Source organism: Cohnella fermenti (genome assembly GCF_004801405.1).
GTDB classification, from domain to species: Bacteria; Bacillota; Bacilli; order Paenibacillales; family Paenibacillaceae; genus Cohnella; species Cohnella fermenti.
On record NZ_SSOB01000007.1, the window covers coordinates 154,911 to 177,951 of the forward strand.

At 62.4% G+C, this 23,041-nt stretch carries 19 protein-coding genes; 17 read left to right on the plus strand and 2 right to left on the minus strand.

The annotated features are described in order from the left end of the window. The first annotated feature begins 6 nt into the window (after positions 1-6). The 5 genes from E6C55_RS07460 to E6C55_RS07480 all read left to right on the plus strand — a co-directional run bounded on the left by E6C55_RS07460 (position 7) and on the right by E6C55_RS07480 (position 5,425). Positions 7-873 carry a hypothetical protein gene (locus tag E6C55_RS07460; protein WP_136369149.1) on the plus strand — a complete coding sequence of 289 codons (867 nt, stop codon included), beginning with the start codon at positions 7-9 and terminating at the stop codon, positions 871-873. A gap of 599 nt (positions 874-1,472) precedes the next feature. Beyond that, a complete protein-coding gene (locus E6C55_RS07465; RefSeq protein ID WP_230986588.1) occupies positions 1,473-2,441 on the plus strand; it encodes an AAA family ATPase in 969 nt (322 codons plus the stop codon). A 5-nt stretch (positions 2,442-2,446) separates the two neighbouring features. Continuing rightward, a complete protein-coding gene (locus E6C55_RS07470) occupies positions 2,447-3,547 on the plus strand; it encodes a DUF58 domain-containing protein (protein ID WP_136369151.1) in 1,101 nt (366 codons plus the stop codon). After that, entirely contained in the window at positions 3,544-4,875 is a 1,332-nt protein-coding gene (locus tag E6C55_RS07475) for a DUF4129 domain-containing protein (RefSeq protein WP_136369152.1), read from the plus strand. The genes E6C55_RS07470 and E6C55_RS07475 overlap by 4 nt, the downstream gene beginning before the upstream one ends. Before the next feature lie 100 nt (positions 4,876-4,975). After that, positions 4,976-5,425, plus strand: coding sequence for an SRPBCC domain-containing protein (locus E6C55_RS07480; protein ID WP_136369153.1), 450 nt, complete (start codon positions 4,976-4,978; stop codon positions 5,423-5,425). Between the two features lie 654 nt (positions 5,426-6,079). On the opposite strand, the gene E6C55_RS07485 is transcribed toward E6C55_RS07480, so the two are convergent. Next, positions 6,080-7,432, minus strand: coding sequence for an LLM class flavin-dependent oxidoreductase (locus E6C55_RS07485; RefSeq protein ID WP_230986589.1), 1,353 nt, complete (start codon positions 7,430-7,432; stop codon positions 6,080-6,082). Between the two features lie 163 nt (positions 7,433-7,595). Continuing rightward, positions 7,596-8,483 (minus strand): LysR family transcriptional regulator, encoded by an 888-nt coding sequence (locus tag E6C55_RS07490; RefSeq protein WP_136369155.1) that lies wholly within the window; start codon positions 8,481-8,483, stop codon positions 7,596-7,598. A 167-nt stretch (positions 8,484-8,650) separates the two neighbouring features. Between E6C55_RS07490 and E6C55_RS07495 the strand changes: the two genes are divergently transcribed. The 12 genes from E6C55_RS07495 to E6C55_RS07550 all read left to right on the plus strand — a co-directional run bounded on the left by E6C55_RS07495 (position 8,651) and on the right by E6C55_RS07550 (position 22,995). After that, on the plus strand, positions 8,651-9,343 hold the full coding sequence (locus E6C55_RS07495; RefSeq protein ID WP_136369156.1) for a carboxymuconolactone decarboxylase family protein: 693 nt from the start codon (positions 8,651-8,653) through the stop codon (positions 9,341-9,343). Between the two features lie 5 nt (positions 9,344-9,348). Continuing rightward, complete coding sequence (locus tag E6C55_RS07500) at positions 9,349-10,545, plus strand: amidohydrolase (RefSeq protein ID WP_136369157.1); 1,197 nt, start codon at positions 9,349-9,351, stop codon at positions 10,543-10,545. Between the two features lie 149 nt (positions 10,546-10,694). Continuing rightward, a complete protein-coding gene (locus tag E6C55_RS07505) occupies positions 10,695-12,308 on the plus strand; it encodes an ABC transporter substrate-binding protein (RefSeq protein WP_136369158.1) in 1,614 nt (537 codons plus the stop codon). A 220-nt stretch (positions 12,309-12,528) separates the two neighbouring features. Then, a complete protein-coding gene (locus E6C55_RS07510; protein ID WP_136369159.1) occupies positions 12,529-13,473 on the plus strand; it encodes an ABC transporter permease in 945 nt (314 codons plus the stop codon). Positions 13,474-13,495: 22 nt separating this feature from the next. Continuing rightward, the gene (locus tag E6C55_RS07515) at positions 13,496-14,485 is read left to right on the plus strand and encodes an ABC transporter permease (protein WP_136369160.1); all 990 of its coding nucleotides are present in this window, start codon (positions 13,496-13,498) and stop codon (positions 14,483-14,485) included. A 72-nt stretch (positions 14,486-14,557) separates the two neighbouring features. After that, complete coding sequence (locus E6C55_RS07520; protein WP_136369161.1) at positions 14,558-15,562, plus strand: ABC transporter ATP-binding protein; 1,005 nt, start codon at positions 14,558-14,560, stop codon at positions 15,560-15,562. Next, on the plus strand, positions 15,559-16,551 hold the full coding sequence (locus tag E6C55_RS07525; protein ID WP_136369162.1) for an ABC transporter ATP-binding protein: 993 nt from the start codon (positions 15,559-15,561) through the stop codon (positions 16,549-16,551). The genes E6C55_RS07520 and E6C55_RS07525 overlap by 4 nt, the downstream gene beginning before the upstream one ends. Before the next feature lie 34 nt (positions 16,552-16,585). After that, the gene (locus tag E6C55_RS07530; protein ID WP_136369163.1) at positions 16,586-17,956 is read left to right on the plus strand and encodes an LLM class flavin-dependent oxidoreductase; all 1,371 of its coding nucleotides are present in this window, start codon (positions 16,586-16,588) and stop codon (positions 17,954-17,956) included. 12 nt (positions 17,957-17,968) lie between these two features. Next, positions 17,969-19,180: an acyl-CoA dehydrogenase family protein gene (locus tag E6C55_RS07535; RefSeq protein WP_136369164.1), complete on the plus strand. Its 1,212-nt coding sequence runs from the start codon at positions 17,969-17,971 to the stop codon at positions 19,178-19,180. 1,087 nt (positions 19,181-20,267) lie between these two features. Then, positions 20,268-20,804 carry a MerR family transcriptional regulator gene (locus E6C55_RS07540; RefSeq protein ID WP_136369165.1) on the plus strand — a complete coding sequence of 179 codons (537 nt, stop codon included), beginning with the start codon at positions 20,268-20,270 and terminating at the stop codon, positions 20,802-20,804. Positions 20,805-20,830: 26 nt separating this feature from the next. Beyond that, positions 20,831-21,277, plus strand: a complete 447-nt coding sequence (locus E6C55_RS07545; RefSeq protein ID WP_136369206.1) for an SRPBCC family protein — start codon at positions 20,831-20,833, stop codon at positions 21,275-21,277. A 155-nt stretch (positions 21,278-21,432) separates the two neighbouring features. Continuing rightward, a complete protein-coding gene (locus E6C55_RS07550) occupies positions 21,433-22,995 on the plus strand; it encodes a histidine kinase N-terminal 7TM domain-containing diguanylate cyclase (RefSeq protein ID WP_136369166.1) in 1,563 nt (520 codons plus the stop codon). Positions 22,996-23,041 lie beyond the last annotated feature (46 nt).

Genomic DNA, 23,041 nt, shown 5'->3' on the forward strand with positions numbered 1-23,041 from the left:
GCTGCCGTGCTGATATCCCGCCATCTGCGGAGCTACGCTGAGGCGATACGCGAGCTCCCCGAGGGAATCGAATGGACAAGGGAGTCGCTGCTGACCGATTCGTTCCTGATGGAGCGGCACGGCGAGCTGGCGATGTATTACGCGCCGCATAACGAATATGCGAACCCGTCCGCCCGCATCGTCCTGGTCGGCCTCACCCCCGGCTGGACGCAGATGCGCATCGCCATTCGCGAAGCCAGGGGAGCCTTGGCAGAGGGCCTGGGCGACGAAGCCGTCTGCCGGAGGGCCAAGGAAGCGGCGCGCTTCGCGGGCACGATGCGAGCCCATCTGATCGCCATGCTGGATGAGCTGGGCCTTCACCGGCATCTGGGCTTGCGCTCGAGCGGGGCGTTGTTCCGGGAGCGGGACGGCTTGCCTTTTCTTCGCGGTGTCTCGGAGGCGGGGCTGGCGGCTATTCCCGTGGAACGCTCAAGCGACGGTTTGGGGGAGGGTTCGGCAGAAGGCATGATGGTCGGTTCAGCAGACGGCCCACACCTCATGCACAGCACCTCGGCGCTTCGATTCCCGGTCTTCGCGCGCGGGAGGAATTACGGGGGCTCCCGGCCGGGCCTGCTGGCGTCCCCCTTCCTGCGGGAAGCGGCGCTGGGCTCGCTCCGGGACGAGCTCGGAATGCTGGAGGCGGCGCTTGTGATCCCGTTGGGCCGAACCGTCGAACAAGCGCTGCGGATTCTGGCGGAGGAAGGAAGCGTGGATGACGCTCGCTGTCTCTGGGGCTTCCCCCATCCTTCCGGCGCCAACGGACATCGGCGGAAGCAGTTCGATGCCCAGCGAGACCGGATGGAGCGCAAGCTCGCATCGATCCGCTGGGGGTGACCCGAGCTTGATTCGGAAGCGGAGGCGGCTTGAGCGCAGCCGCAGCAGCGTGTCCCGCCGAATGCCGAAAAAACCAGCATTCAGAGTCAAAGTGTCGCCCCTGCGCAAGCTGAATGCCGAAAAAACCAGCATTCAGAGTCAAAGCATCGGTCCATCGCAAGCTGAATGCCGAAAAAACCAGCATTCAGAGTCAAAGCATCGGTCCATCGCAAGCTGAATGCTGAAAAAACCAGCATTCAGAGTCAAAGTGTCGCCCCTGCGCAAGCTGAATGCCGAAAAAACCAGCATTCAGAGCCGAAGCATCGATCCATCGCGAGCTGAATGTCGGAAAAACCGACATTTGCATGTCGCGGCCTCCGGCTGGAATAGCGAGTAAGCCCGGAATTTTGACTGCAATTCGTGTCCCGCGTCCATATCGCCTATCTTCATCGTAATAGTAATATTTTCCCCCAAAAATGGTGTGGCATCGCAACGAGGGAGCTCGAATCGGGCTCATTGTCTCCCCTTGGCCGGAGCGCCGGGGCAACGTTCGTTTGTCAGACCTGCCGCCTCCCTGTAAAATGAAGGTATCTCTGCACACATGGAACAGGAGGCCGATCTTGTTGAATCCGATATTCGATATTCGGGAGTCCGTTGACTCCATAACCGGTCAGATCGCCAAGGCGGTCGTCGGGAAGTCTGAGGTCGTCGAGCTGCTCCTGATCGCGCTGCTGGCGAACGGGCATATCATCCTGGAGGACGTCCCGGGCACAGGCAAGACGCTGCTCGCCAAGTCGCTCTCGCGGACGCTCCGCTGCGACTTCAAGCGGGTGCAATTCACCGCCGATCTGCTGCCGTCGGACATTACCGGCATTCACTTCTATAACCAGCAAGAGGGCAAGTTCGAGCTGAGGCAAGGTCCGGTGTTCACGAATATTCTGCTCGCCGACGAGCTGAACCGGGCGACGCCCCGCACCCAATCCAGCCTGCTGGAATGTATGGAGGAGCGGCAGGTGACGATCGACGGCGATACGTACACGCTGGATTCTCCCTTCCTCGTTATCGCCACGCAGAACCCGATCGAGAACCATGGCACGTTCCCTCTGCCGGAGGCGCAGCTCGACCGCTTCATGATGAAGGTGTCGATGGGGTACCCGTCGGCCGAGGAGGAGCTTGAGGTGCTTCGCCGCTTCTCCGCGCGCGATCCGCTTCCCGGCCTGACGCCGGTGCTCGACCGCGATGGGCTGGCACGGTTGAGAAGCCGCGTTCCGGAAGTGAAGCTTGGAGACGACGTCCTGCGCTACTTGCTCGCGATCGTCACGGCGACCCGCCAGCATTCTGATATTGGAAGCGGTGTCAGTCCGCGCGGCAGCCTCCAACTGACGAAGGCGGCTCAAGCCCGCGCCTTGCTGAAGGGAAGGGATTACGTGCTGCCGGACGACGTCAAGGCGCTGGCGGTGCCGGTATTCGCCCACCGCATTCAACTGAAGGACATGTTCTCGGGCGAACGGGGGCGGTCGGAAGCGCTTGTGCGCAGCCTCGTCGAGGCGGTGCCCGTTCCGACCGAGCCAGCCTTGGAACGGGGCTGAGCGAGATGGCCGTCGTATGGCTTCTGACGGTGTTCGCGGGAGTCTACCTTGCGCAGCGGCTGGCGTTCCGTCTGTGGGGGGCGAAGGGAATCCGCTACGAGCGGTTCTTCAGCGAGCCGTACGTCTTCGCCGGACAGCGCGTTATCCTCAGCGAGCGGATCGCGAACGCCAAGCTGCTGCCGCTGCCGTGGATTCGGGTGGAGACGATGATGCCCTCCATGCTGCGCTTCGACAGCGCGGGCGAGAACGCGGAGATGCGGGTCAGCTCGGGGGCGCTGCTGCAGAACCATGCCAGCCTGTTCAGCATGTCTCCGTTCACGCGGGTTCTGCGCAAGCATGAGGTCGCCTGCGTGCGCCGCGGGATCTACCGGCTGTCGAGCGTGACCTGCACGGTCGGCGACGCGCTCGGGGGAAGCACGCTGACATTCGGCATGAACGCCGAGTGCGAGCTGACCGTGCTCCCGAGGCTCAAGGAGCCGGGGCAACTGCCCGTCTCCGTCCGCAAGTTCATGCAGAGCGTGCTTAGCATGAGCGAGGCTTTCCGCGAGGATCATGAGCACGTGGCGGGAGTTCGCGACTATCGGAACGGCGATTCGATGAAGCAGGTGAATTGGAGCGCCACCGCCAAGACCGGCCGGCTGCTGGTGAACAAGCGGGAGAGCATGACGGATAACGATCTGATCGTCATGCTGAACGCGGAGCTGATGGATGCGGACGCCAACCGGCGCGTCATGCCGGAAGTATTCGAGGATGCCGTCAGCTACGCCGCGTCGATCCTCCAATCGTTGATCGGGGGAGGAGGCAAGGCGGGGATTATCTTCAACGGCAAGGTCATCGGCCGCGATGAGGTGCCGCTAAGGATCGAGCCCCGATCCGGGCGGGAGCATCTGTTCCGGCTGCTTCACTTGATGGCCGTCTTCGAAGCGGAGGTGCGGCGAGAGCTGAGCTTCGTGCTGGAGGAGATGATCGCATCGGGCCTTCGGAACGCGAACCTGCTGCTGATTACCGCGTTCCTCACGCCGAAGCAGAAGCAACTGGTCGATCATCTGCGCCATGCCGGCAATCGGGTAGAGACACTTATTCTTTATCGGGAGGCGATCGCATGAAGGGGAACGCGTTCTTCGCCGCCGTTCCGCGCGCGATCGGTCAGTGGCTCGCCTGGCTTCCCGCAGCGGCAGCGCTTGCCGTGCTTGGCTCGTTCGGCTCGATCGGAAGCGGGATTGCCGCTGCGCTTGCTGCCGCGTTGTTCGGAGCCCTTCTGGCCTCCGTCCGGCGAATGCCGAGCTGGCTGGCTTATGCGGCCCTGCTCGCGGCAATCGCTCTGGTCTTCGTTCGGCTTGGCGCCCACTGGACGCTGCCGATTCTCTATTGGGGCGGGCTCGCCTGGGCCAGCCGGCGAAGCTTCCGCCCGGCGGCGATTCCCGCCATCGGCATCGCAACGAACGGCATCGCGCTGATGGCCGTCTACTGGGAGCCGGAGCTTGGGCCGTATCGGGCGTTATTTATCGTCTCCGGGATCGTCTGGTTCGTTGTTACGGCGTTTGTCGTACATAACGACATGATGGATTCCGCCGGCTTGCACGACGGCATTGTGACGCGAATCGTCTCCCGGGCCAGCCGTCGGTACCTTGCGTTGCTGCTGGCGGCGGTGCTGATCGTCTACCTGCTCACCGGCAACTTCCATCTCTGGAGCATAATCAAGGAGTTCCTCCGCGAGCACTGGCCGAAGTCGTCGCCCGCAGAGCCCGAGCCGAGCGCTTCGCTCGATGCCGACACACCCTCCTTCCCTGCGCTGCCGGAAGCCTCGCCGCCGGGAGCGTGGACGAAGTGGCTCGATTATGGAATGTATGCATTGGGGGGGGTTATCGGCGGTTTCCTCATTTGGCTGATTGCGAAAAAACTGCTGCTGAACCGGGCATGGTGGCGCGAGGTGGCGGCGAGACTAAGCAAGCTTCTCTCCAAGCTGCTCCAGCGGCGAGAACCGCCGCCCGCGCCCGCTTATGTCGACGAGAAGGAGAGCCTGCTCGACATCGGCAAGTCGCTGCGCCAGGCGCAGTCGCGCTGGCTTCGACGCGGCGCGAACAAGCCGATCGGGCGGACCGAGTGGGAGAAGCTGACTTCGCGCGAGAAGGTGCGGCGGCTCTATCTCGATTCGGTGCTGCTGGCGACCGAAGCCGGCTACAAGCCGAGAGCGTCGGATACGCCGGCGGAGGCGCTGGAAGCGATCGAGCGGTGGGACGCGTCCCGGCCGTCCGGGGGTCCGGCGAAGGGCGCTTCGGGGAACGCGACCGGGCTCGGCGGCTGGCTGCGGCAGGCGCGGCTGCGGTTCGCCGAGCTGTACGGCCGAGTCCGTTACGCCGACAGCGAAGCGACGCCGGACGAGCTCGCGAAGCTGAGCGAGGAGTATCCGTGGGATTCGCGGCGTTGGCGTTGACAGAGGAACTCGAAGGCGGCGGCGGGACTTGTCTGCTGCGAGTCCGGCTTGCCGGGGCCGCGGCGGTGATAGAATCGGACTTGCAGAGGAGGGGGCCGGCATGACGGCGACCATCGGAGAGCACGAGATCGTCTCGGTCCGGGTGTATAACTGTTCGCGGGAGCGGCTTTTCCGCGCTTGGACCGATGCGGCGGAGCTGGCTTTGTGGTGGGGGCCGGAAGGCTTCCGGAACGAGTTCCGGAAGTTCGATCCGACAGCGGGAGCGGAATGGCTGCTCGTGATGCGCGGTCCGGACGGAGCGGAGTACCCGCTTCGGTATGTGTTCGTCGAAGTGGCGCCGCCGGAGCGAATCGTGCTGAAGCATCCGCACGACGTTCACGAGTTCCGGCTCGCCGCAACCTTCGAGCAGTCAGACGGGAGTACCCGCCTGACCTTCCGGCAGACGTTCGCCCACGCAGAGGAATTCGAGCGGGTCAAAGACTTTTGCGCCGCCGCCAACGAGCAGAACCTGGACCGGCTTGAACGGCTCGTGTCGGGGAACGGGCAATAGCGTAATAAAGCTAAGCGTTGGAAGAAGCCCAACCGGCCCGCCGCTCGCGGGTTGATTGAGCTAACGGCACGTCAGGCGCACGCGACAGCCAGAAGCAAGCACGTCGCGAACGGACGTCCTCCGAACGAAAACGAAAAACCGCACACATCAGTCTCAAGCCGCCTCGATCCGCCGAATGAATGCGAAAAACTAAACACAATCAAGCCCAAGCCGCCTCGATCCGCCGAATGAATGCGAAAAACCGCACACGACCAACTCCGAATGGCCTCGCTCCGCATATCCAATCGCGCAAATCGCCAAAGTAAGCTCAACGAATGTGAAAAATCGCATACAATTGGCGCGGAGAGGGGGTACGAGAGGGAATGTGTGTGAAAAACCATATAAAATCGGCAGGTGGAGGGGGAACGGAGGGCTATAAGTGTGAAAAATCGCATAAAATCAGAAAATGAAGCGCTTACATAAGTTGGCGAATGTGAAAAATCACATAAAATGGCCCTTCACTATTGCTGGCGGCGGCTACATGGCTCAATAACTGTCATAGCAACCAAACACAGAAAGGCCCCATCTCGGCATCCCGCCGGCCGGGGCCTTTCCCTGCAATTCGCCTAATGGCTGGATTGCCGCCGAGTGCCGCCGAGTGTCGCCGAGTGTCGCTCAGATTCGATAGGCCGCCCCGGGGTGCGAATCCGCGAGCCGGGCCGTTCCCTTGCCGAACAGCCGCTCGCGAAGCGACGACTCCTCGTAGCGTTCCCGGAACATTCCCCGCTTCTGCAGCACCGGCACGACCTGGTCGACGAAGTCGCGATGCCCGCCCGGAAGCACGTACCTCTCCAGGTTGAACCCGTCGATGCCCGTCTCCTCGACCCAATATTGCATCCGATCCGCGATCTCGTCCGCCGTTCCCGCGATCGTAATGCCGCGGAACTCCTTGCTCGCGAAGTTGTCCATGACGTCGCGCACCGTCTGCACGGAGCCGCTGTGCTTCGTGTACCTCTCCGTATGGCTGAGGCCCTGCTCCGTCTTCACATTGACGAACGGGGCGTCCGGGTCCAGCGCCGCAAGATCGATGCCGGTCGAATTCTCGTAGGTAAGCAGCGCCGCCTCCCGGCTTGCGTATGCCCGGTAAGACTCCAGCTTGCGCTGCGCCTCCTCCTTCGTGCGGCCGACGACGGCGGAGAGGCCGGTGAAGATCTTGATCTCCTCCGGACCGCGCCCGAACGCGGCCGCCCTGCGACGAATGTCGAGCACCTGAGCCCTCAGCGCTTCTACGGTCGGCGCCTTCAGGAACACCCCTTCCGCGTGCTTGGCCGCGAAGTCGCGCCCCCGTTCGGAGCTCCCCGCCTGGAAAATCACCGGAGTGCGCTGAACGGAAGGTTCGCTGGAGTGAGCCCCCTTCATTCGATAATGGCGTCCTTCGTGCTCGACGATGCGCACCTTCGAGGAGTCGGCGTAATAGCGCCGCTGCTTGTCGCCGACGACCGCATCGTCCGCCCAGCTTCCCTCGAACAGCTTGTAGCTGGCTTCCATGAATTCCTCGGCCTGCTCGTAGCGCTCGTCATGGGGCAGGATGCCGTCCCGGCCGAACGCCTCCGCGCCGCTGATGCCGCCCGTGGCGACGACGTTCCAGCCGATGCGGCCGCCCGTCAAGTGATCGAGCGTCGAGAAGCGGCGCGCGTTCGGATAGGGCAGTTCATAGACGGGAGAAGCCGTCGTGACGAAGGCCAGATGCTTCGTCGCCGCCGCCAGCGCCGGGATGAGCAGCATCGGGTCGTTCGATGGCGCATACACCGCCTCGCGGTAGGACAGCTCCCTCTTTTGATTAGGATACCCATAGGAATCCGCGAAGAACATAAAGTCGAACAAGCCGCGTTCCAGAAGCTGAGCCAGCTCGATCCAGAAGCTCAGCTCCTTGTACCGGTAAGACTCGTTGTCGGGATGCGCCCACAGCCCTTGGGTCATCTGATTAAGCGTATTGATGTCGAAGATGCCTAAATGGATTTTTCTCACCGCGTATGCCTTCCTTCCGTCGCCATATTCCGGTTCGCTCATCGGAATTAATGCCTTTATCTAGAGAGGATAGTGGAGCGCGGCCGGAAAGTACAATAGAAAAAAGTGAAGCCGGAATTAGGCAATAGTAAAGTTCCCCGAGCAAAGTCCCCGGCGTTAACGTTTAGAGTCGGGAATAGAACCGCTTGATCTCCTCGACGAGCTCTTGGCTGATTCGGCTCATGGACGCGGTGTTGCGGCGGGTCAGAATTCCGAGCGAAGGCCCGTCCAGCAAGTCCGCGACATCCTTGACGACGACGCCCGGAATCGGGGGCGCAATCGCGACGACGGGAGCCAGCGCGATGCCCAGCTTCGCCTGCACGTAATACTTGAGCGCCGTAATGCCCGCCACCTCGATGCTGCTCTGGCGCAGCTTGCCGATCTGCTTCGTGATCATCTCCTCGATCCGGATGCGGAAGGCGCAGGAGCCGGGCGTGAACAGGAACTTCTCGTTCTTCAGGTCCTGCAGCCGGATAAGGTCTCTTGCCGCGAGCGGGTGATCGTCCGGAACGATCAGCTTGAACGTCTCCTTCAGCAGCGGATGGAACTCCAGCTCCAGATGAGGCTCCGGCTGGTTGCACAGCGCCAGGTCGATCCGATCCTCGAGCAGCAAGCCCGCCAGCTCCCGGGTCGTTCCGATCGTTACCTTCGTTTGCACCTTTGTTTTCTGCCGGGTGAAGGCGGCGAGAATCTCCGGCACGCGGTTGCTGGCCGACGGCTCCGACGCGCCGAAGCGGATCAGGCCGGCGTCCCCGAGGAGGAAGTCGCTGAGCGCGACGTTCAGATCGTCGTATTCGCGCAGCAGCGTGTCGGCCCGCTCGTGGAACAGGCGCCCCGCGGTCGTCAGCGTAATTGTTTTGCCGCGCTCGAACAGCTTGACGCCCAGCTCCTCCTCGAGCTTCTTGATCTGAATCGTAATCGTCGGCTGGGAATATTGGAGCGCCTCTGCCGCCCGTTGGAAGTTGCCGAGCTTCACGATCGTCTGGAAGGTCTTGATAAGTCGAATCTCCACGGGCGACGCCCCTCTCGAATGCTCGAATTAAATATTTATAAATCGCGGCTTTACAGATATCAATTATACAACCCGCTTCTTATCCTCTATTATACAGACAAGATATCCAATAATCCAAGCGGATTACAATGAATTAAATTATCCCTGGAAAAAGCGAGGTTCTCCCCATGAGCGAAACTGCCAGCCAGCCCCAAACGTCCCAAACGAACGCAAGCCTGTACGCCCGCCACTCGCCGAGCTTCTCGGCCAAGCTGTTCCCCTTCGCCCCCGAAGGATTCAAGGCGTTCGGCGAATTCAACGTCAAGGCGCTTGCCGCAGGCGCCCTCTCCGTCAAGACGAAGGAGCTGATCGCGGTCGCCGTCGCCCACATCACGGGCTGCCCGTATTGCATCGAAGCGCATGTCGGCAAGTCCAAGGCCGAACAAGCCTCCTTCGAGGAGATCTTCGAAGCGGTGACCGTCGCAGCCGCCGTCAAGGCCCATTCCGCCTTCTTCAACGCCACGAACGCGCTGCGGGTGTACGAAGGCAGCCAGCAGCCGGACCTCGTTCCGCTCGCCAACATCGAGCTGGCCGAGAAGCTCGAAGATGTCAACGAGGACCTGTACAGCAGCTTCCACGAATTCCTCCACAAGTCGCTGGTCGGCGGCCGCCTCTCCGCGAAGGAGAAGCTGCTGATCGCGGTCGGCTCCGCCCTGGTCGAAGGCAGCGCCTATTCGATCGAAGTGTTCACGCGCCGGGCGAAGGAAGAGGGCATCTCGATCGAGGAGCTCGCCGAGACGACGCTTGTCGCCACCGTGCTGAAGGCCGGCTCCGCCATGGCGCATCGCGTGAACGCCTTGCAGGCGTTCGAGAGAGAGTAACGGCCATGGCAGAACCGCTCAATGCCTATCCGGAAGAATGGCCGGACGGCCTCGCCGAGCAGCTTGTCGCCTGGAGAAGACATCTGCATCGTCATCCCGAGCTGAGCTTCCGGGAGACGAACACTGCGGCGTTCGTGGAAGCGACGCTGCGCAGCATCGACGGCGGCCTGGAGATCAGCCGCCCTGCTCCGACCAGCGTCGTGGCGCGGCTGATCGGCGCCAAGCCGGGCCGGACGCTCGCCTTGCGCGCGGATATCGACGCGCTCCCCATTCAGGAGGAGAGCGGCCTGGAATTCGCCTCCGAGGTGTCCGGCGTCATGCACGCGTGCGGCCACGACGGCCATACGGCGATGCTGCTTGCCGCCGTCCGCCTGCTCTCCTCTCGCCGGGATCGGCTTCATGGCGAGATTCGATTTATTTTCCAACATGCGGAGGAACTGCCTCCCGGCGGGGCGATCGAGCTTGTCGAAGCGGGCGTCATGGACGGCGTCGATTGGGTGTTCGGCGAGCATCTGGCTTCTCAACTGCCGCTCGGACAGATCGGCGTCGTCTACGGCGACATGGCCGCTTCCCCGGACAACTTCACAATCACGGTGAAGGGGTACGGGGGCCATGCCGGCTTCCCTCATCGGGCGGTCGATACGATCGCCGTCGGGGCGCAGATCGTCGCGAACGCGCAGCATATCGTCTCCCGCTGCACGAACCCGCTCGACCGGCTTGTCGTGTCCATCACGCAGTTCACGGCCGGCGCTTCGCATAACGTCATCCCCGACACGGCCGTGCTCAAGGGCACGGTGCGCAGCTTCGGTGAGCAGGTCCGCCAGGACGCGCGGGAGCAGCTGCTTCGCATCGTTCAGGGAATTGCGGCCGCGCACGGCGCCGAATTCGAGTTCGATTATGTGCTCGGCTACAAGCCGGTTGTCAACGACGAGGCGCTCACCCGCATTCTCGAGGAAGCCGCCGTGGAACTGGTCGGTCGGGATGCCGTCGTCCGCACGCCGCCGGGGATGAGCGGGGAAGACTTCTCCGCCTATCAGCAGAAGGCGCCGGGAACATTCGTCAACATCGGGGCCGGCAATCCCGCGAGAGGAATCGTCTTCCCTCACCACCACCCGAAGTTCGCCTTCGACGAAGACGCGCTGCCTATCGGGGTGCAGCTGTTCGTCCGCGCCGCGGAGAAGCTGCTGGAGTGGGATACGTGAGCGGCGGGTCAGCCATTATTATTTTTAAACTCCATTATTAAAAGGATTTAATGTACAAGAAGAACGGATTCGGATATAGTTAAAGTCATTAATCCGATAATACAAGTTGGAATTATTGACTTTAACAAAAAGAATAGGGGAGACATGAGATGAACAAATTTTACCGTCATTCGGTGCTGTCGCTGCTGATCGTTGCATTATTCGCGGTATACGGCTGCTCTTCCGATAATGGAAGCAACGGCGCCGCCTCCGGCACGTCCTCCGGTGCTTCCGGCGCTTCGCAAGCCGCCGAGCCCGCCGCGGACAACCTCGCCACGGAGCTGCGGTTCCCGCTCGCGCAGCAGGTGCCGACGCTCGATCCGCACCTTGCGCTCAACACGAACGTCTATGTCACGCTCAACATCTTCGAAGGGCTGTTCGCCTTCGACGAGAACTTCAATCCGGTTCCGATGCTCGCCGAATCTTACGACCTCAGCGAAGACGGCAAGACGTATACGTTCCATCTTCGCCAGGGAGTCAAGTTCCACAACGGCAAAGAGATGAAGGCGGAGGACGTCGTCGCCTCGCTGAACCGCTGGAAGACGCTCACGGGCCGGGCCCAGGCTTCTCTGGGAGATTCGGAGTTCACGATCAAGGACGACTACACGGTCGAGCTGGCCCTGGCCGAGCCGCGCAACGATATTCTGTCGCAACTGAGCCACGTGCTCAACAACGCCGCCATCCTGCCGAAGGAAGTCGTCGAAGCCGCCGGTGCGGACGGCGTGACGGAATATATCGGTACCGGGCCGTTCAAGTTCGTCGAGTGGAAGCAGGACCAATACGTCCACCTCGCCAAGTTCGACGACTACCGGTCGGTCGATGCCGCTCCTTCCGGACTCTCCGGCAAGAAGGAGGTCTTCCTCCAGGACGTGATCTTCGATATCGTTCCGGACAGCGCGACCCGCTTCGCCTCGTTCCTCGCCGGAACCTACGATTACGTGGACCTCACGCTGGACAACCTGCCGCAGGTTCAAGGCTTGTCCGACGTTACGGTGGACAAGATTCTCGGCTCGGACATCAACCTCGTGTTCAACAAGAAGTCTCCGCTCTTCTCGAACGTGAAGTACCGCGAAGCGGTTGCCGCCGTTCTGGATGACGACGAGATTCTGCTCGGCACGGTCAGCTCGCCCGACCTGTATCGCTTGAACCCGAGCTACATGTATCCGGAGAACACGACCTGGTACAGCGAAGCCGGGCAGGACAACTACAACCAGAAGAATCCTGACAAAGCCAAGCAGCTTCTGCAGGAAGCCGGCTATAACGGCGAGGAAGTGACGCTGCTCACGACCAAGGAGCTGGGAGGTTCCTTCTACAACGCCACGATCGTCGTGCAGAAGGAGCTTGAAGCGATCGGCGTCAAGACGAAGCTCGACATCACCGACTTCGCCACCCTGCTGAAGAAGCGGGCCGATCCGAACGCCTGGGACATCTACGTCGGCCTGTTCACAATGCCGTCCACTCCGTCCCAACTGCTCTATCTGAACCCGACCTACGGCTTCGCCGACGACGCCAAGCTCGCCGAGCTGAACAAGGCGCTGACGGCCGCCGTCACGCCGGAGGAGATCAAGGCCGCCAACGATGCGCTGCAGCAATACGAATGGGAGTATCTGGCCGCCGTCAAGATCGGCGATACGTATTCCCAGAGAGCTACCCGCAGCAAGCTCACCGGCTTGGTTACGCTCGCCGGCTACCCGAACCTGGCCAACGTGAAGCTGTCGAAGTAACGCGGCTTATTGCGGGGCGGGACAACGAAGGCGAAGGGAACGCAAGCAAGAGAACGGGCAGGCAGGCGCCGCAGGGTCCTTACCGGGACCGATGCGGCCCCTTGTCCGTTGTCGCCCGTCCTCTGCGTTGTCCTCTGTGCGCCTCCGTTGTCGCCCGTAAGCACACCGCACGCACACCGCCCATGACCCGTCCATAGAAAACGGAAGGAGGAGCCTTCACATGGCATTCTACATCGCGAGACGGCTGCTGGCCACGATTCCCGTGCTCTTCGTCCTGTCGGTCATCGTCTTCCTGATCATCTACCTGATCCCCGGCGATCCGGCGGCCGTTATGCTCGGAGACGGCGCCAGCCCCGAGACGATCGAAGCGCTGCGGGAGCAGATGGGGCTGAACCTGCCGCTGCTGCAGCAGTACGGAAGATGGATCGGACATGCGCTGCAGGGCAATCTCGGCGACTCGCTCTTCATGAGGCAGTCCGTTCGCGCGGCGCTGGCCGAGCACCTGGGGCCGACGCTCTCGCTGGCCGTGCTGGCGGAGCTCATCGCCGTCGTCATCGCCCTGCCGCTCGGCATCCGCGCCGCTTCAAGACGCGGCGAAGCGGCCGACAAGGCGCTGACGGGGTTCTCGCTGTTCGGCATTACCGTCCCCGGCTTCGTGCTCAGCATGTTCACGGTGCTCCTCTTCTCCGTTCAGCTCAAGTGGCTGCCCGTATCCGGGTACAAGCCTCTCTCCGCCGGGCTGTGGACCCATCTGCAATACCTGATTCTGCCCGCCCTCTCGCTTGGAATCGTTCAGGCCGCGCTGCTGGCGAGGGTCGTGCGCTCCTCCATGCTCGACGTGCTCAACGAGAGCTTCGTCAAGACGGCGTTGGCCAAGGGAGTCGGGGAACGCGGCATCGTCTACCGGCACGTGTTGCACAACTCGTGGCTTCCGATTCTGACCGTTGTCGGCGGCTCGTTCGGCACGCTGATCGCCGGAGCGGCCGTCATCGAATCGATCTTCAACATCCCCGGCATGGGGCAGCTGCTCGTCAATTCGGTCCAGCGCCGAGACTACTCGGTCATCCAGGGCGTCGTCCTGTTCGTCGCCTTCGCCTACGTGCTGGTCAACCTTGTCGTCGACTTGCTCTATGCGATCGTCGACCCGAGGGTCCGACTTCAATGACGAAGGAAGGAGTGGAACGGCAATGACTTCATTGACCTCATTAGATTCGGCGACTTCATTAGATGCGGCAGAAGATGCGGCAGAAAATTCGGCGGATTCGATAACGACGGCCGACGAGCGCTCCCCGGCGGAGCTGGCGGCCGGCCGGCTGCGCTTGCGGCGGGAGAACCGCCGGCTGTTCGTTCGCCGCTTCCTCGCGAACAAGTCGGCGGTCATCGGCAGCGCGCTGCTCCTTCTCGTCGCCGTCGTGTCGCTGCTGGCCCCCTGGCTGACCGGCCGGGACCCTTACGCGCTCGAGGTCGCCGACCGCCTGAAGCCTCCCGGCGCCGAGTATCCGCTCGGCACGGACAACTTCGGCCGGGACCTGCTGACCCGGGTTCTCTACGGCACAAGGATGTCGGCCGAGATCGGCTTCGTCGTGGCGCTCTCTTCCTCCTTGCTCGGGCTTGTCGTCGGGCTGTATGCCGGATACGTCAAGTGGCTCGATCAGATTCTGATGCGCGTGATGGACGGCTTGTTCGCCTTCCCGGCGATCTTGCTCGCAATCGCGATGATGGCGGCGCTGGGGCCGAGCGTCGGGAACCTGATGATCTGCCTCACGATCGTCTTCGTTCCGTCGATCGCCCGGCTTGTCCGCTCCTCGACGCTTGTCGCCAAGGAGCAGACCTACGTGGAAGCGATGCACGCCCTCGGGGCGTCCCATAACCGGATCGTCTGGAAGCACCTCATGCCGGCCGCGCTGTCCCCGCTGATCGTGCAAGGCTCGTTCGTCTTCGCGGAGGCGATCATCGTCGAAGCCGCGCTGAGCTTCCTCGGCGCGGGCATTCCGGCGCCGACGCCGAGCCTCGGCAACCTGCTGTCGGACGGCAAGCTCTTCATCTACAATTCCTCGTGGATGACGATCTTCCCCGGCCTTGCGCTTGTTGTCGTCGTGCTCGCGATGAACCTGTTCGGAGACGGACTGCGGGATCTGCTGGACCCCCACGCCCGGCGCGCGGGCAAGAAACGATGAACCCGGATGAGTCGCAGCACAAGGCGCACCGAAGCGCACCGCCATACCATGACGCGATAAGGAGGTCCCAAGATGACGGCCGAACCTCTTCTGCAGATCAGAGAGCTGAAGACTTACTTCCATACCGAGCGCGGACGGGTGTCGCCCGTGGACGGCGTGTCGCTCGAGGTAGGCAAGGGCGAGATCGTCGGCATCGTCGGAGAATCCGGCTGCGGCAAGAGCGCCACGGCCCAGTCCGTGCTGCGCCTGTTCGACGAGAAGCGGCTGGCCAGCTACGAAGGCGAGATCCGGTACGGCGAACGCGACCTGCTCCGACTGACGCCCAAGCAGATGCGCTCCGTTCGCGGCAACGAGATCTCGATGATTTTCCAAGATCCGCTCAGCTCCTTGAACCCCGTCCATACCATTGGCGACCAGATCGTCGAGACGCTCCGGCTGCACCAATCGATCGGGAGACGGGAGGCGGCGAAGAAGGCCGTGGAGCTGCTGCGCTTGACCGGCATTCCCGCACCCGAGCGCAGGGCCCGCGAGTATCCCCATCAGTTGTCCGGAGGCATGCGCCAGCGCGTCATGATCGCCATCGCGCTCGCCTGCCAGCCGCAGCTGCTCATCGCCGACGAGCCGACGACGGCGCTCGATGTGACGATCCAGGCCCAGATTCTGGAGCTGATCCAGGATCTGAACCGCCGCCTGGGCATGAGCGTCATGCTGATCACGCATGACCTGGGCGTCGTGGCGGAGACGTGCAGCCGCGTCGTCGTCATGTATCTGGGCCAGGTGGTCGAGAGCGGCAGCGTGCGCGACCTGTTCCGGAAGCCGCTGCACCCGTACACAATCGGGCTGATGAGGTCCGTTCCCCGGCTGGACGGAGATCGGCAGCGGGAGCTTCCGGCCGTTCCCGGCAGCGTGCCTCCCCTGCACCAGATCCCGTCGGGCTGCCGCTTCGCGCCGCGCTGCCCTTATGCGGATGACAAGTGCCGCTCCTCCCAGCCCGAGCTCGCCGCGTTGCCGGGCACCGACACCCAGGTGAGATGCTGGCACGCCGGACGAATTGCCGGATGGGAGGCTGCCCAATGACGATAGCGAAGCATCAAGAAGTCTCCGCGGAGCCGCTGCTGCGGGTGAACGGCTTGAAGAAGCATTACACGGCCGCCGGCAAGACCGGCTTCCGCCGCTCGACGGTCAAGGCGGTCGACGGCGTGTCCTTCGATCTGCGCGAAGGCGAGACCTACGGGCTGGTCGGCGAATCCGGCTGCGGCAAGAGCACCCTCGGCAAAACCATTCTAAGGCTCACCGAACCGACGGAAGGAGAAGCCTTCTACCGGGGCGTCGACCTGTTCAAGCAATCCCGCCGTTCCCTTCAAGCGTATCGCCGGGAGCTGCAGATGGTGTTCCAGGACCCCTTCTCCTCGCTGAATCCGCGGCAGATCGTCGGTCAGGCGCTTGAAGAGCCGCTCGTCATTCACGGCATCGGCGGCCCGAAGGAGCGTACCGCGCGGGCGATGGACATTCTCCGTACGGTCGGCTTGCAGCAGGATCATTATTACCGGCTGCCCCACGAGCTGTCCGGCGGGCAGCGGCAGCGGATCGGGCTCGCCCGCGCACTCATTCTGAACCCGAGAATCGTCATCTGCGACGAGCCCGTCTCCGCGCTCGACGTCATCATTCAGTCGCAGATGATCAACCTCATGCGCAGGCTGCAGACCGAGCTCAAGCTGACGTACCTGTTCATCGCCCACGATATCGCGGTTGTCCGCCATATCTCCGACCGCATCGGCATCATGTACCTCGGCAGGCTCGTGGAGGAGGCTCCGACCGACGAGCTGTTCGCGAATCCGCGCCACCCGTACACGCAAGTGCTGCTGTCGGCCGTGCCGGTCCCGAACCCGGAAGCCGCCAAGCGGCAGCGCATCGTGCTTGAGGGAGATCTTCCCTCGCCGCTCGATCCGCCTTCGGGCTGCGCGTTCCATACCCGCTGCCCGTATGCGACGGATCGATGCGCCCGCGAGGTTCCGATTCATCGCGAAGTATCGTCCGGCCATATGGCCGCTTGCCATCTTGTTTGATTTTTCTACTCCATCCAGAGAGGAAGAGATCGTCATGAAGCAGATCCATCTCGGCGTCTTCGAAGTCAACAGCGTCAATCACCTTACCCAAGGCATCTGGGCGCACCCGGATCAGAATCGCGTCTACTACAGCAAAATCGAATACTGGAAAAACATTGCGCAGCTGCTCGAGCGCGGCAAGTTCGACTTCATGTTCTTCGCCGACACCTACGGCTATCCGAAGCAGCGGACGGAGCTCGCGTTCCGCGAGGCGACCGGCCTGCCGGGCAACGACCCGATGATGCTTATCCCGGCGCTCGCGATGGTGACGAAGAACCTGGCGTTCACGATGACCACTTCCACCAGCTACGAGGCTCCTTATGCCAATGCTCGCCGCTTCTCGTCGCTCGACCATGTCACCGACGGCCGGATCGGCTGGAACGTCGTGACGACAAGCAACAAGAGCGCGGCCGATCTGTTCGGCCGGGAGGACCTGTTCCTTCCGCACGACGAGCGCTACGACATGGCGGACGAGTACATGGATGTCAGCTACAAGCTGTTCGAGGGCAGTTGGGAGGACGACGCCGTGCGCATCGATCGCGACAATCGTACGTTCACCGACCCGGACAAGGTGCACCGGATCGTCCACGAAGGCAAGTACTTCAAGCTGACCGGCTATCACGCCTCCGAGCCGTCTCCGCAGCGGACGCCGGTGATCTTCCAGGCGGGGAGCTCCGATCGGGGGCGCGCCTTCGCGGCCAAGCATGCCGAGGGAATCTTCCTTAAGGCTCCGACCATCGAAGTGCTGCGCGACCAGATCCGCGACATTCGCCGCCGCGCGGTCGAGTACGGCCGCGACCCGGCTTCGGTCAAGGTGTTCACCGGCCTGTCGGTCGTCGTCGCCCCGACCCGCGAGGAAGCCGAGCGCAAGCACGCGGAGTATCTGTCCTACCAGAGCAGGGAAGCGACGCTGTCCAGCTATGCGAACGTCACGGGCATCGACCTGACGAAGCTCGATCCGGACTCCTACTTCGAGAACATCCATACCGAGATGGGGCAGACCCATACCGACCGCTTCACGAAGCACAGCAAGACGAAGAAGACGGTTCGCGAGGTGGCCGAGGACTTCCTGCAGAAGGGCTTCCGCGGCTTGACCGTCATCGGCACTCCCGAGGAAGTGGCCGACAAGATCCAATATTGGGTCGAAGAGACGGACGTGGACGGCTTTAATCTGGAGCCCTACATCCTGCCGGCCTCCTACGAGGACTTCATCGACCTGGTCGTGCCCGTGCTGCAGGAGCGCGGCATCTTCAAGAAGGAATACGGGGAAGGCACCTTCCGGGAGCGCCTGTTCGGCAAGGGCTCCGCTCGCCTCCCGGCTCACCATCCGGGCGCAGCGTTCCGCGACGCTTCGCGTCTGTCCTAAGAGGTACTGGGCATGACCGGGGAAAATACAGCGTTGTTCGCGCCGGAGGAGCTGTGGGAGTGGACGCCGGAACAGCGCGAGACGCTCTCGATCGTGCGGAGGCTGGGGATCGAGAGCGTCGGGCCGGAGGCCGAGCGGGTCGATCGCGAGGCTGTTTATCCGGTGGAGTCGATCGCCGTCTTGAAGGAGGCGGGGCTGCCGGCCTTGTGCGTTCCCCGCTCGGCGGGAGGACGCGGCGCGGGTTATCGCGGGGATTCGCTCCTGCTGCCGCTTGTGCTGATGGAGCTCGCTTCCTGGTGCTCCTCGACCGCGCAAGTGTTCGCCCTGCACAACACCGGCGTTCAGCTTGTCCATGCGATGGGCGACGAGGAGCAGCGGACGTTCTTCTTCGCGGAGGCGCTGCAGGGCCATCTGTTCGGCAGCTTCGGCAGCGAAGCGAACGCCGACCGCGCCGCCCTCGCGAGCGTCATGAGGCCCGTTGAAGGGGGCTACGCGCTGACCGGCCGCAAAATCTTCGCCACCGGCTCGCCGGGAGCGAAGTGGGCGTTCTGGCGCTCGGTCGCGGCGGAGGTCGACGGCTCGCAGGACGACCGCTACATGATGCCGGTCGTTCGGCTTGCGGCCCCCGGCGTCGCCGTTATCGACGATTGGGACGGCATCGGCCAGAGGGGAACCGGAAGCGGGCGCGTCGAAGCCGAGAATGTGTTTATTCCGGCGTCGCATGTGATGGGAGGACCGGGCGCTTACGGCGGGCACGCCGATTACTTCGCGACGCAGTTCCACGTCAACTTCGCCGCGCAGTTCGTCGGCATGGCGCAAGGTGCTTATCGCGAGGCGCTCCGCTACGTGAAGAAGCAAACCCGGCCTTGGCCGGGAGTGCCGAGCGCCGCGGAGGACCCGTACATTCTGCTCCGGCTCGGCGACATGTCCGCGCGTATCGCGGGAGCGCGGGAGCTGGTCCTGAAGGCGGCCCGGATGCTCGGCGCCTTCGAGGGGCAGTCCGAGCTGCGGGACGGCATCAAGGCCGCCGCCTCGCGCGCGAAGATCGCGGCCACGGAGGCGGCGCTCGGCGTCACGAGCGAGGCGTTCCAGGTCATGGGCGCCCGGGCCGCGACCCGGAAGTACGCGTTCGACCGCTATTATCGGAACGCGAGGACGCTTACGCTGCATGATCCGGTGGATCGCCAGCGGGAGGCGGTCGGCCGCGGCGAGCTGCTGCGCTAGAGGCAAGGCAATTTTGCGCTGGGGGCGAGGCGATCCCTGCGCCAGAGGCGAGGTGATCCTGCGTCAGAGGCAAGGCAAACCCCGGTTCGGCATCCGCCGTGGCCGGGGTTTGCGCTTCTGTCGGGCCGAACGATACCCGTCGCTTAAAGCTATAGGTATAGGCCGAGCCGCAGCGCCCCATTCGACATTCGAACGGTGACAGGAGAGGCGGAGGACCAATATTGCCAGGTTAAGCCGCAATTCGACCTAAGCGGGCGCTTGCTGAGCGGGAGAGGAGCGCCGCGCACAAGTGATCATCGTGCCATCCAGCACGATGTCCCCTTTCCCGCGCGACATCTCCTTCCTATCGTCACATTCCCTTCCCCCGCGTCACGACTCCTTTCCTATCATCACAACTCCTTCCCCAGCGCCATATCCTCTCTGCCGGCATTATGTCTCTTCTCCCATTCGCTCAGGATAGGAATGTGCCGGGAACACCCACCCGGCGGCGGTTGGGGCACGGTGATAGTGGATGGTCGGCAGTGGAAGATGACAGGGATCGATAGCCGCAAGGATCGATGGTCGGCAATGGAGGGGGGGGCGGCAATGGTCGATGGTCGGGGAGGCTTCTGCGCTGCGTGCAGGGGTGACAGGTCGCTTGTACACGAAGAGGGACGGCAGGGACAGATTAGTGGCGGCGCGGATCGACGGAGAGGACTCCCGGAAGAAGCCGGCTTGGCGATCTTCGGGCCATGCTCCGTAAGGGGAGGTTCCTGAGCGGGAGGGAGAAGAGGCATAAGCGTCCAGAAGGGGGGCAGCGTCCACTGTTGCATCGTAGGCAGATTGGGTTCGGCGGAGGGGCTGCCCCCGGGATTTTATGTGAATTTTCACATTGGCGACCCCCGACAACGGGCGATTTGCACGATTATATGTGAAAAAACACCTCAAACACCTCAAACACCTCAAACACCTCAAACACCTCAAACACCTCAAACACCTCAAACCCTACCCCCACCCCCTCCGCGAAAAAAACGCTTGAACCTTACGTAACGTCATCTTTTATTATAAAATTACCGGTAAGAACGTTAGCGCTAACGAGGATGACGCAATGACAAGACATTGGAAGGTAGGAGAGCTGGCCAAGCTGACGGGGCTCACCGTTCGGACGCTGCGGTTCTACGATCAGATCGGTCTGTTCTCGCCTTCCGGCCAGACCGAGTCCGGGCATCGGCTATACGCGGAGTCGGACCTGCCGCGCCTGCAGCAGATTGTGTCGCTGAAGGAGATGGGCTTGTCCCTGGACGAGGTTCAGGCCGCCATGACCGGAGACCGCTTCCGGCCGCACGAGATCGTGGACCTTCAGATCGAGCGGCTCAAGGAGCGGATCGGGAGGCAGCAGCAGCTTCTGGAGCAGTTGCGGCACGTGTCCCGGCGAATGGCGGCGGATGCGCCCGTGAACGTGGAGGACTTGACCGCTGTGTTCCAGGCTATGAAGGCGAGCCACGAGAAGCTGGTCGACTGGAGGCGGACGATCTGGATGAGCCGGCTTGATGCGCTGGCAGATTGGCTGACGGAGGATGCGGCAGAGAGTGCCGCAGAGAATGCTGCGGAAGAAGACACCCACTTTAAGGAGGACAATCCATGAGCGAGCAATCCATGACCGAACAATCCATGACCGAACGATTCGTTAAGCACGCCACCTTCATTGTCGAGAAGACGTATGCCGCCGCACCGACGAGAGTATTCCGGGCCTGGTCCGATCCCGGCGCCAAGGCCAAGTGGTTCTCGAAGCCGGACGGCTTCGAATTCCGCGTCGGGGGCCGGGAATTCAGCCGCGGGGGCCCGCCCGAGGGGCCGGTCTTTACCTTCGACGCGGTTTACCAAGAGATCGTGCCGGAAGAGCGCATCGTCTACTCCTACACGCTGGACGCGGACACGACCCGAATCTCCGTCTCGATAACGACGGTAGAGTTCGTTCCGGTCTCGGGCGGGACGAAGCTGATTTTCACCGAACAAGGGGCTTTCTTCGATGGGCACGATACGCCGGAGATCCGCGAGCACGGCACGAACGAGATGCTGGATGCGCTGGGGCGGTCCCTGGAGGAGGAGTCGGCATGACGACGGCGGTTCGGCCGCAACGATAGACCATTCGATTCATGAGAAGAGGAAGTTGGATGCATCGGAATTGCATCTAATTTCCTTTTCTCATTTATTTTTAGTTGTGCTACATTATAGGATAAACGGGTTACTCCAACTAAAGAAGGTAATCTCACGTGAACTCGCAACTGACCGCATTCGTGACCCTTATCAGCACGTCGGGCGTGTTTAATCTCTACTTGTGCATTTACGTGCTGAACCGGCGGCATCTGTACCCGAACATCGCGAAGTACTTCGTTCTCTACACGGCTGCGACGGCCGTGTATTGCTTCGGCTCCGCGTTCGGCCTGATGGCGACGTCGCTCGAGCAGATGAAGCTGTGGACGATCGTTCTGTACATGGGCATGCCGTTCTCTCCTCCGCTCGGGCTGCTGTTCAACTGCCGATACCTTGGGATCAAGGTTACCAAGCGCAGGGTCGCGGCGTTGCTGACCATTCCTTCGATTACGTTGGCGATGGTGGCCACGAACGATTGGCACCATCTGCATTATCGGGTGTTCGAAGTCGACCCCGTGCTCGGCGCTCCTTACGTGCATCTGGAGATCGGCGCTTGGTATGCGGTTCACGGCATCTTCATCTTCGGCTGCATGTTCGCCTCCTTCCTGCTCCTGCTGTCCCGCTGGAAGGAGACGGCCCAATCCTATCGGCTCCAACTGGTTGCGCTGATGTGCGGCCAGCTCGTTCCGATCGTCACCGCCTTCGCGTACTTGATCGGAGTTACCCCGCCGGGGATCGATCCCGTTCCCGTGGTGCTGTGGCTGTCTTCGATTCTGTATGTCGTGTCGATCAATTCGTCGCGAATGTTCTCGATCGTTCCGATCGCCAAGGACGCGATATTCAACAGCATGGACAACGGCGTCGTGGTGACGGACGAGACGAATCGGCTGATCGAATTCAATCGGCAAGCGGAGTCGATGTTCCCGAGGCTCGACAAGTCGATGTTCGGAATGAGTATCGAGCAGGCGTGGCTCGAGCTCGCGGGCGCGCCGCTGCCTGCCGAGTGGGAGACGACGGCGTTCGTATGCGAGTACCCTTTCGCTTCCGATCCGGCCAAGCGGATCTACCAGGTCCGCGCGACATCTCTTCGGCATGCCAACAACCGGCGGGGCCAGCTCATCATCATCGCCGACGTGACGGAGCTGAAGAGGCTGCAGGATCAATTGGAGCATCAGGCGTACTATGACGAGCTCACGCGGATTTACAACCGGCGGGCCTTCTTCCAGAAGGGAGAGCAGGCGCTGGTCGCGGCCAAGGAGGCGTCGCTGCCGTTCGCGCTTATCCTGTTCGATATCGACCACTTCAAGCGGGTCAACGACACGTACGGGCATCAGACCGGAGACCGGCTGCTGAAGCATGTTGCGGATGTGTGCAGCGCGGAGCTGGCGGAAGGAATGCTGTTCGCCCGTTACGGCGGAGAGGAATTCGCTGTGGCGCTGGGAGGAAGCACGGCGGAGGAAGGCGAGGCGCTGGCGAACCGGCTGCGCAGGCGGGTGGAGGAGCAGCCCTTGCCCTTGCACACCGGGGAGAGAAGCATCGCCGTGACCGTCAGCGTCGGGGTGACCGAGGCGGCGGTCGGGGCGGGGGAGAGCCTCTATCAGTTGCTGAGCGAGGCGGATCAAGCTCTGTATGCGGCCAAGGGCGGCGGGCGCAATCAAGTGCGGGTATACAGCGGCAAATAAACCAAGCAAGGGGCCCATCGCAATCGATGGGGCCCCTTGCTGCGAT

Bases quoted from the DNA above. Each gene is read 5' to 3' on its own strand.
- E6C55_RS07475 (WP_136369152.1), top strand. From the start codon at position 3,544: ATGAAGGGGAACGCGTTCTTCGCCGCCGTTCCGCGCGCGATCGGTCAG.
- E6C55_RS07540 (WP_136369165.1), top strand. From the start codon at position 20,268: ATGACAAGACATTGGAAGGTAGGAGAGCTGGCCAAGCTGACGGGGCTC.
- E6C55_RS07520 (WP_136369161.1), top strand. From the start codon at position 14,558: ATGACGGCCGAACCTCTTCTGCAGATCAGAGAGCTGAAGACTTACTTC.
- E6C55_RS07515 (WP_136369160.1), top strand. From the start codon at position 13,496: ATGACTTCATTGACCTCATTAGATTCGGCGACTTCATTAGATGCGGCA.
- E6C55_RS07510 (WP_136369159.1), top strand. From the start codon at position 12,529: ATGGCATTCTACATCGCGAGACGGCTGCTGGCCACGATTCCCGTGCTC.
- E6C55_RS07480 (WP_136369153.1), top strand. From the start codon at position 4,976: ATGACGGCGACCATCGGAGAGCACGAGATCGTCTCGGTCCGGGTGTAT.
- E6C55_RS07470 (WP_136369151.1), top strand. From the start codon at position 2,447: ATGGCCGTCGTATGGCTTCTGACGGTGTTCGCGGGAGTCTACCTTGCG.
- E6C55_RS07545 (WP_136369206.1), top strand. From the start codon at position 20,831: ATGACCGAACGATTCGTTAAGCACGCCACCTTCATTGTCGAGAAGACG.
- E6C55_RS07505 (WP_136369158.1), top strand. From the start codon at position 10,695: ATGAACAAATTTTACCGTCATTCGGTGCTGTCGCTGCTGATCGTTGCA.
- E6C55_RS07535 (WP_136369164.1), top strand. From the start codon at position 17,969: ATGACCGGGGAAAATACAGCGTTGTTCGCGCCGGAGGAGCTGTGGGAG.
- E6C55_RS07495 (WP_136369156.1), top strand. From the start codon at position 8,651: ATGAGCGAAACTGCCAGCCAGCCCCAAACGTCCCAAACGAACGCAAGC.
- E6C55_RS07525 (WP_136369162.1), top strand. From the start codon at position 15,559: ATGACGATAGCGAAGCATCAAGAAGTCTCCGCGGAGCCGCTGCTGCGG.
- E6C55_RS07500 (WP_136369157.1), top strand. From the start codon at position 9,349: ATGGCAGAACCGCTCAATGCCTATCCGGAAGAATGGCCGGACGGCCTC.
- E6C55_RS07530 (WP_136369163.1), top strand. From the start codon at position 16,586: ATGAAGCAGATCCATCTCGGCGTCTTCGAAGTCAACAGCGTCAATCAC.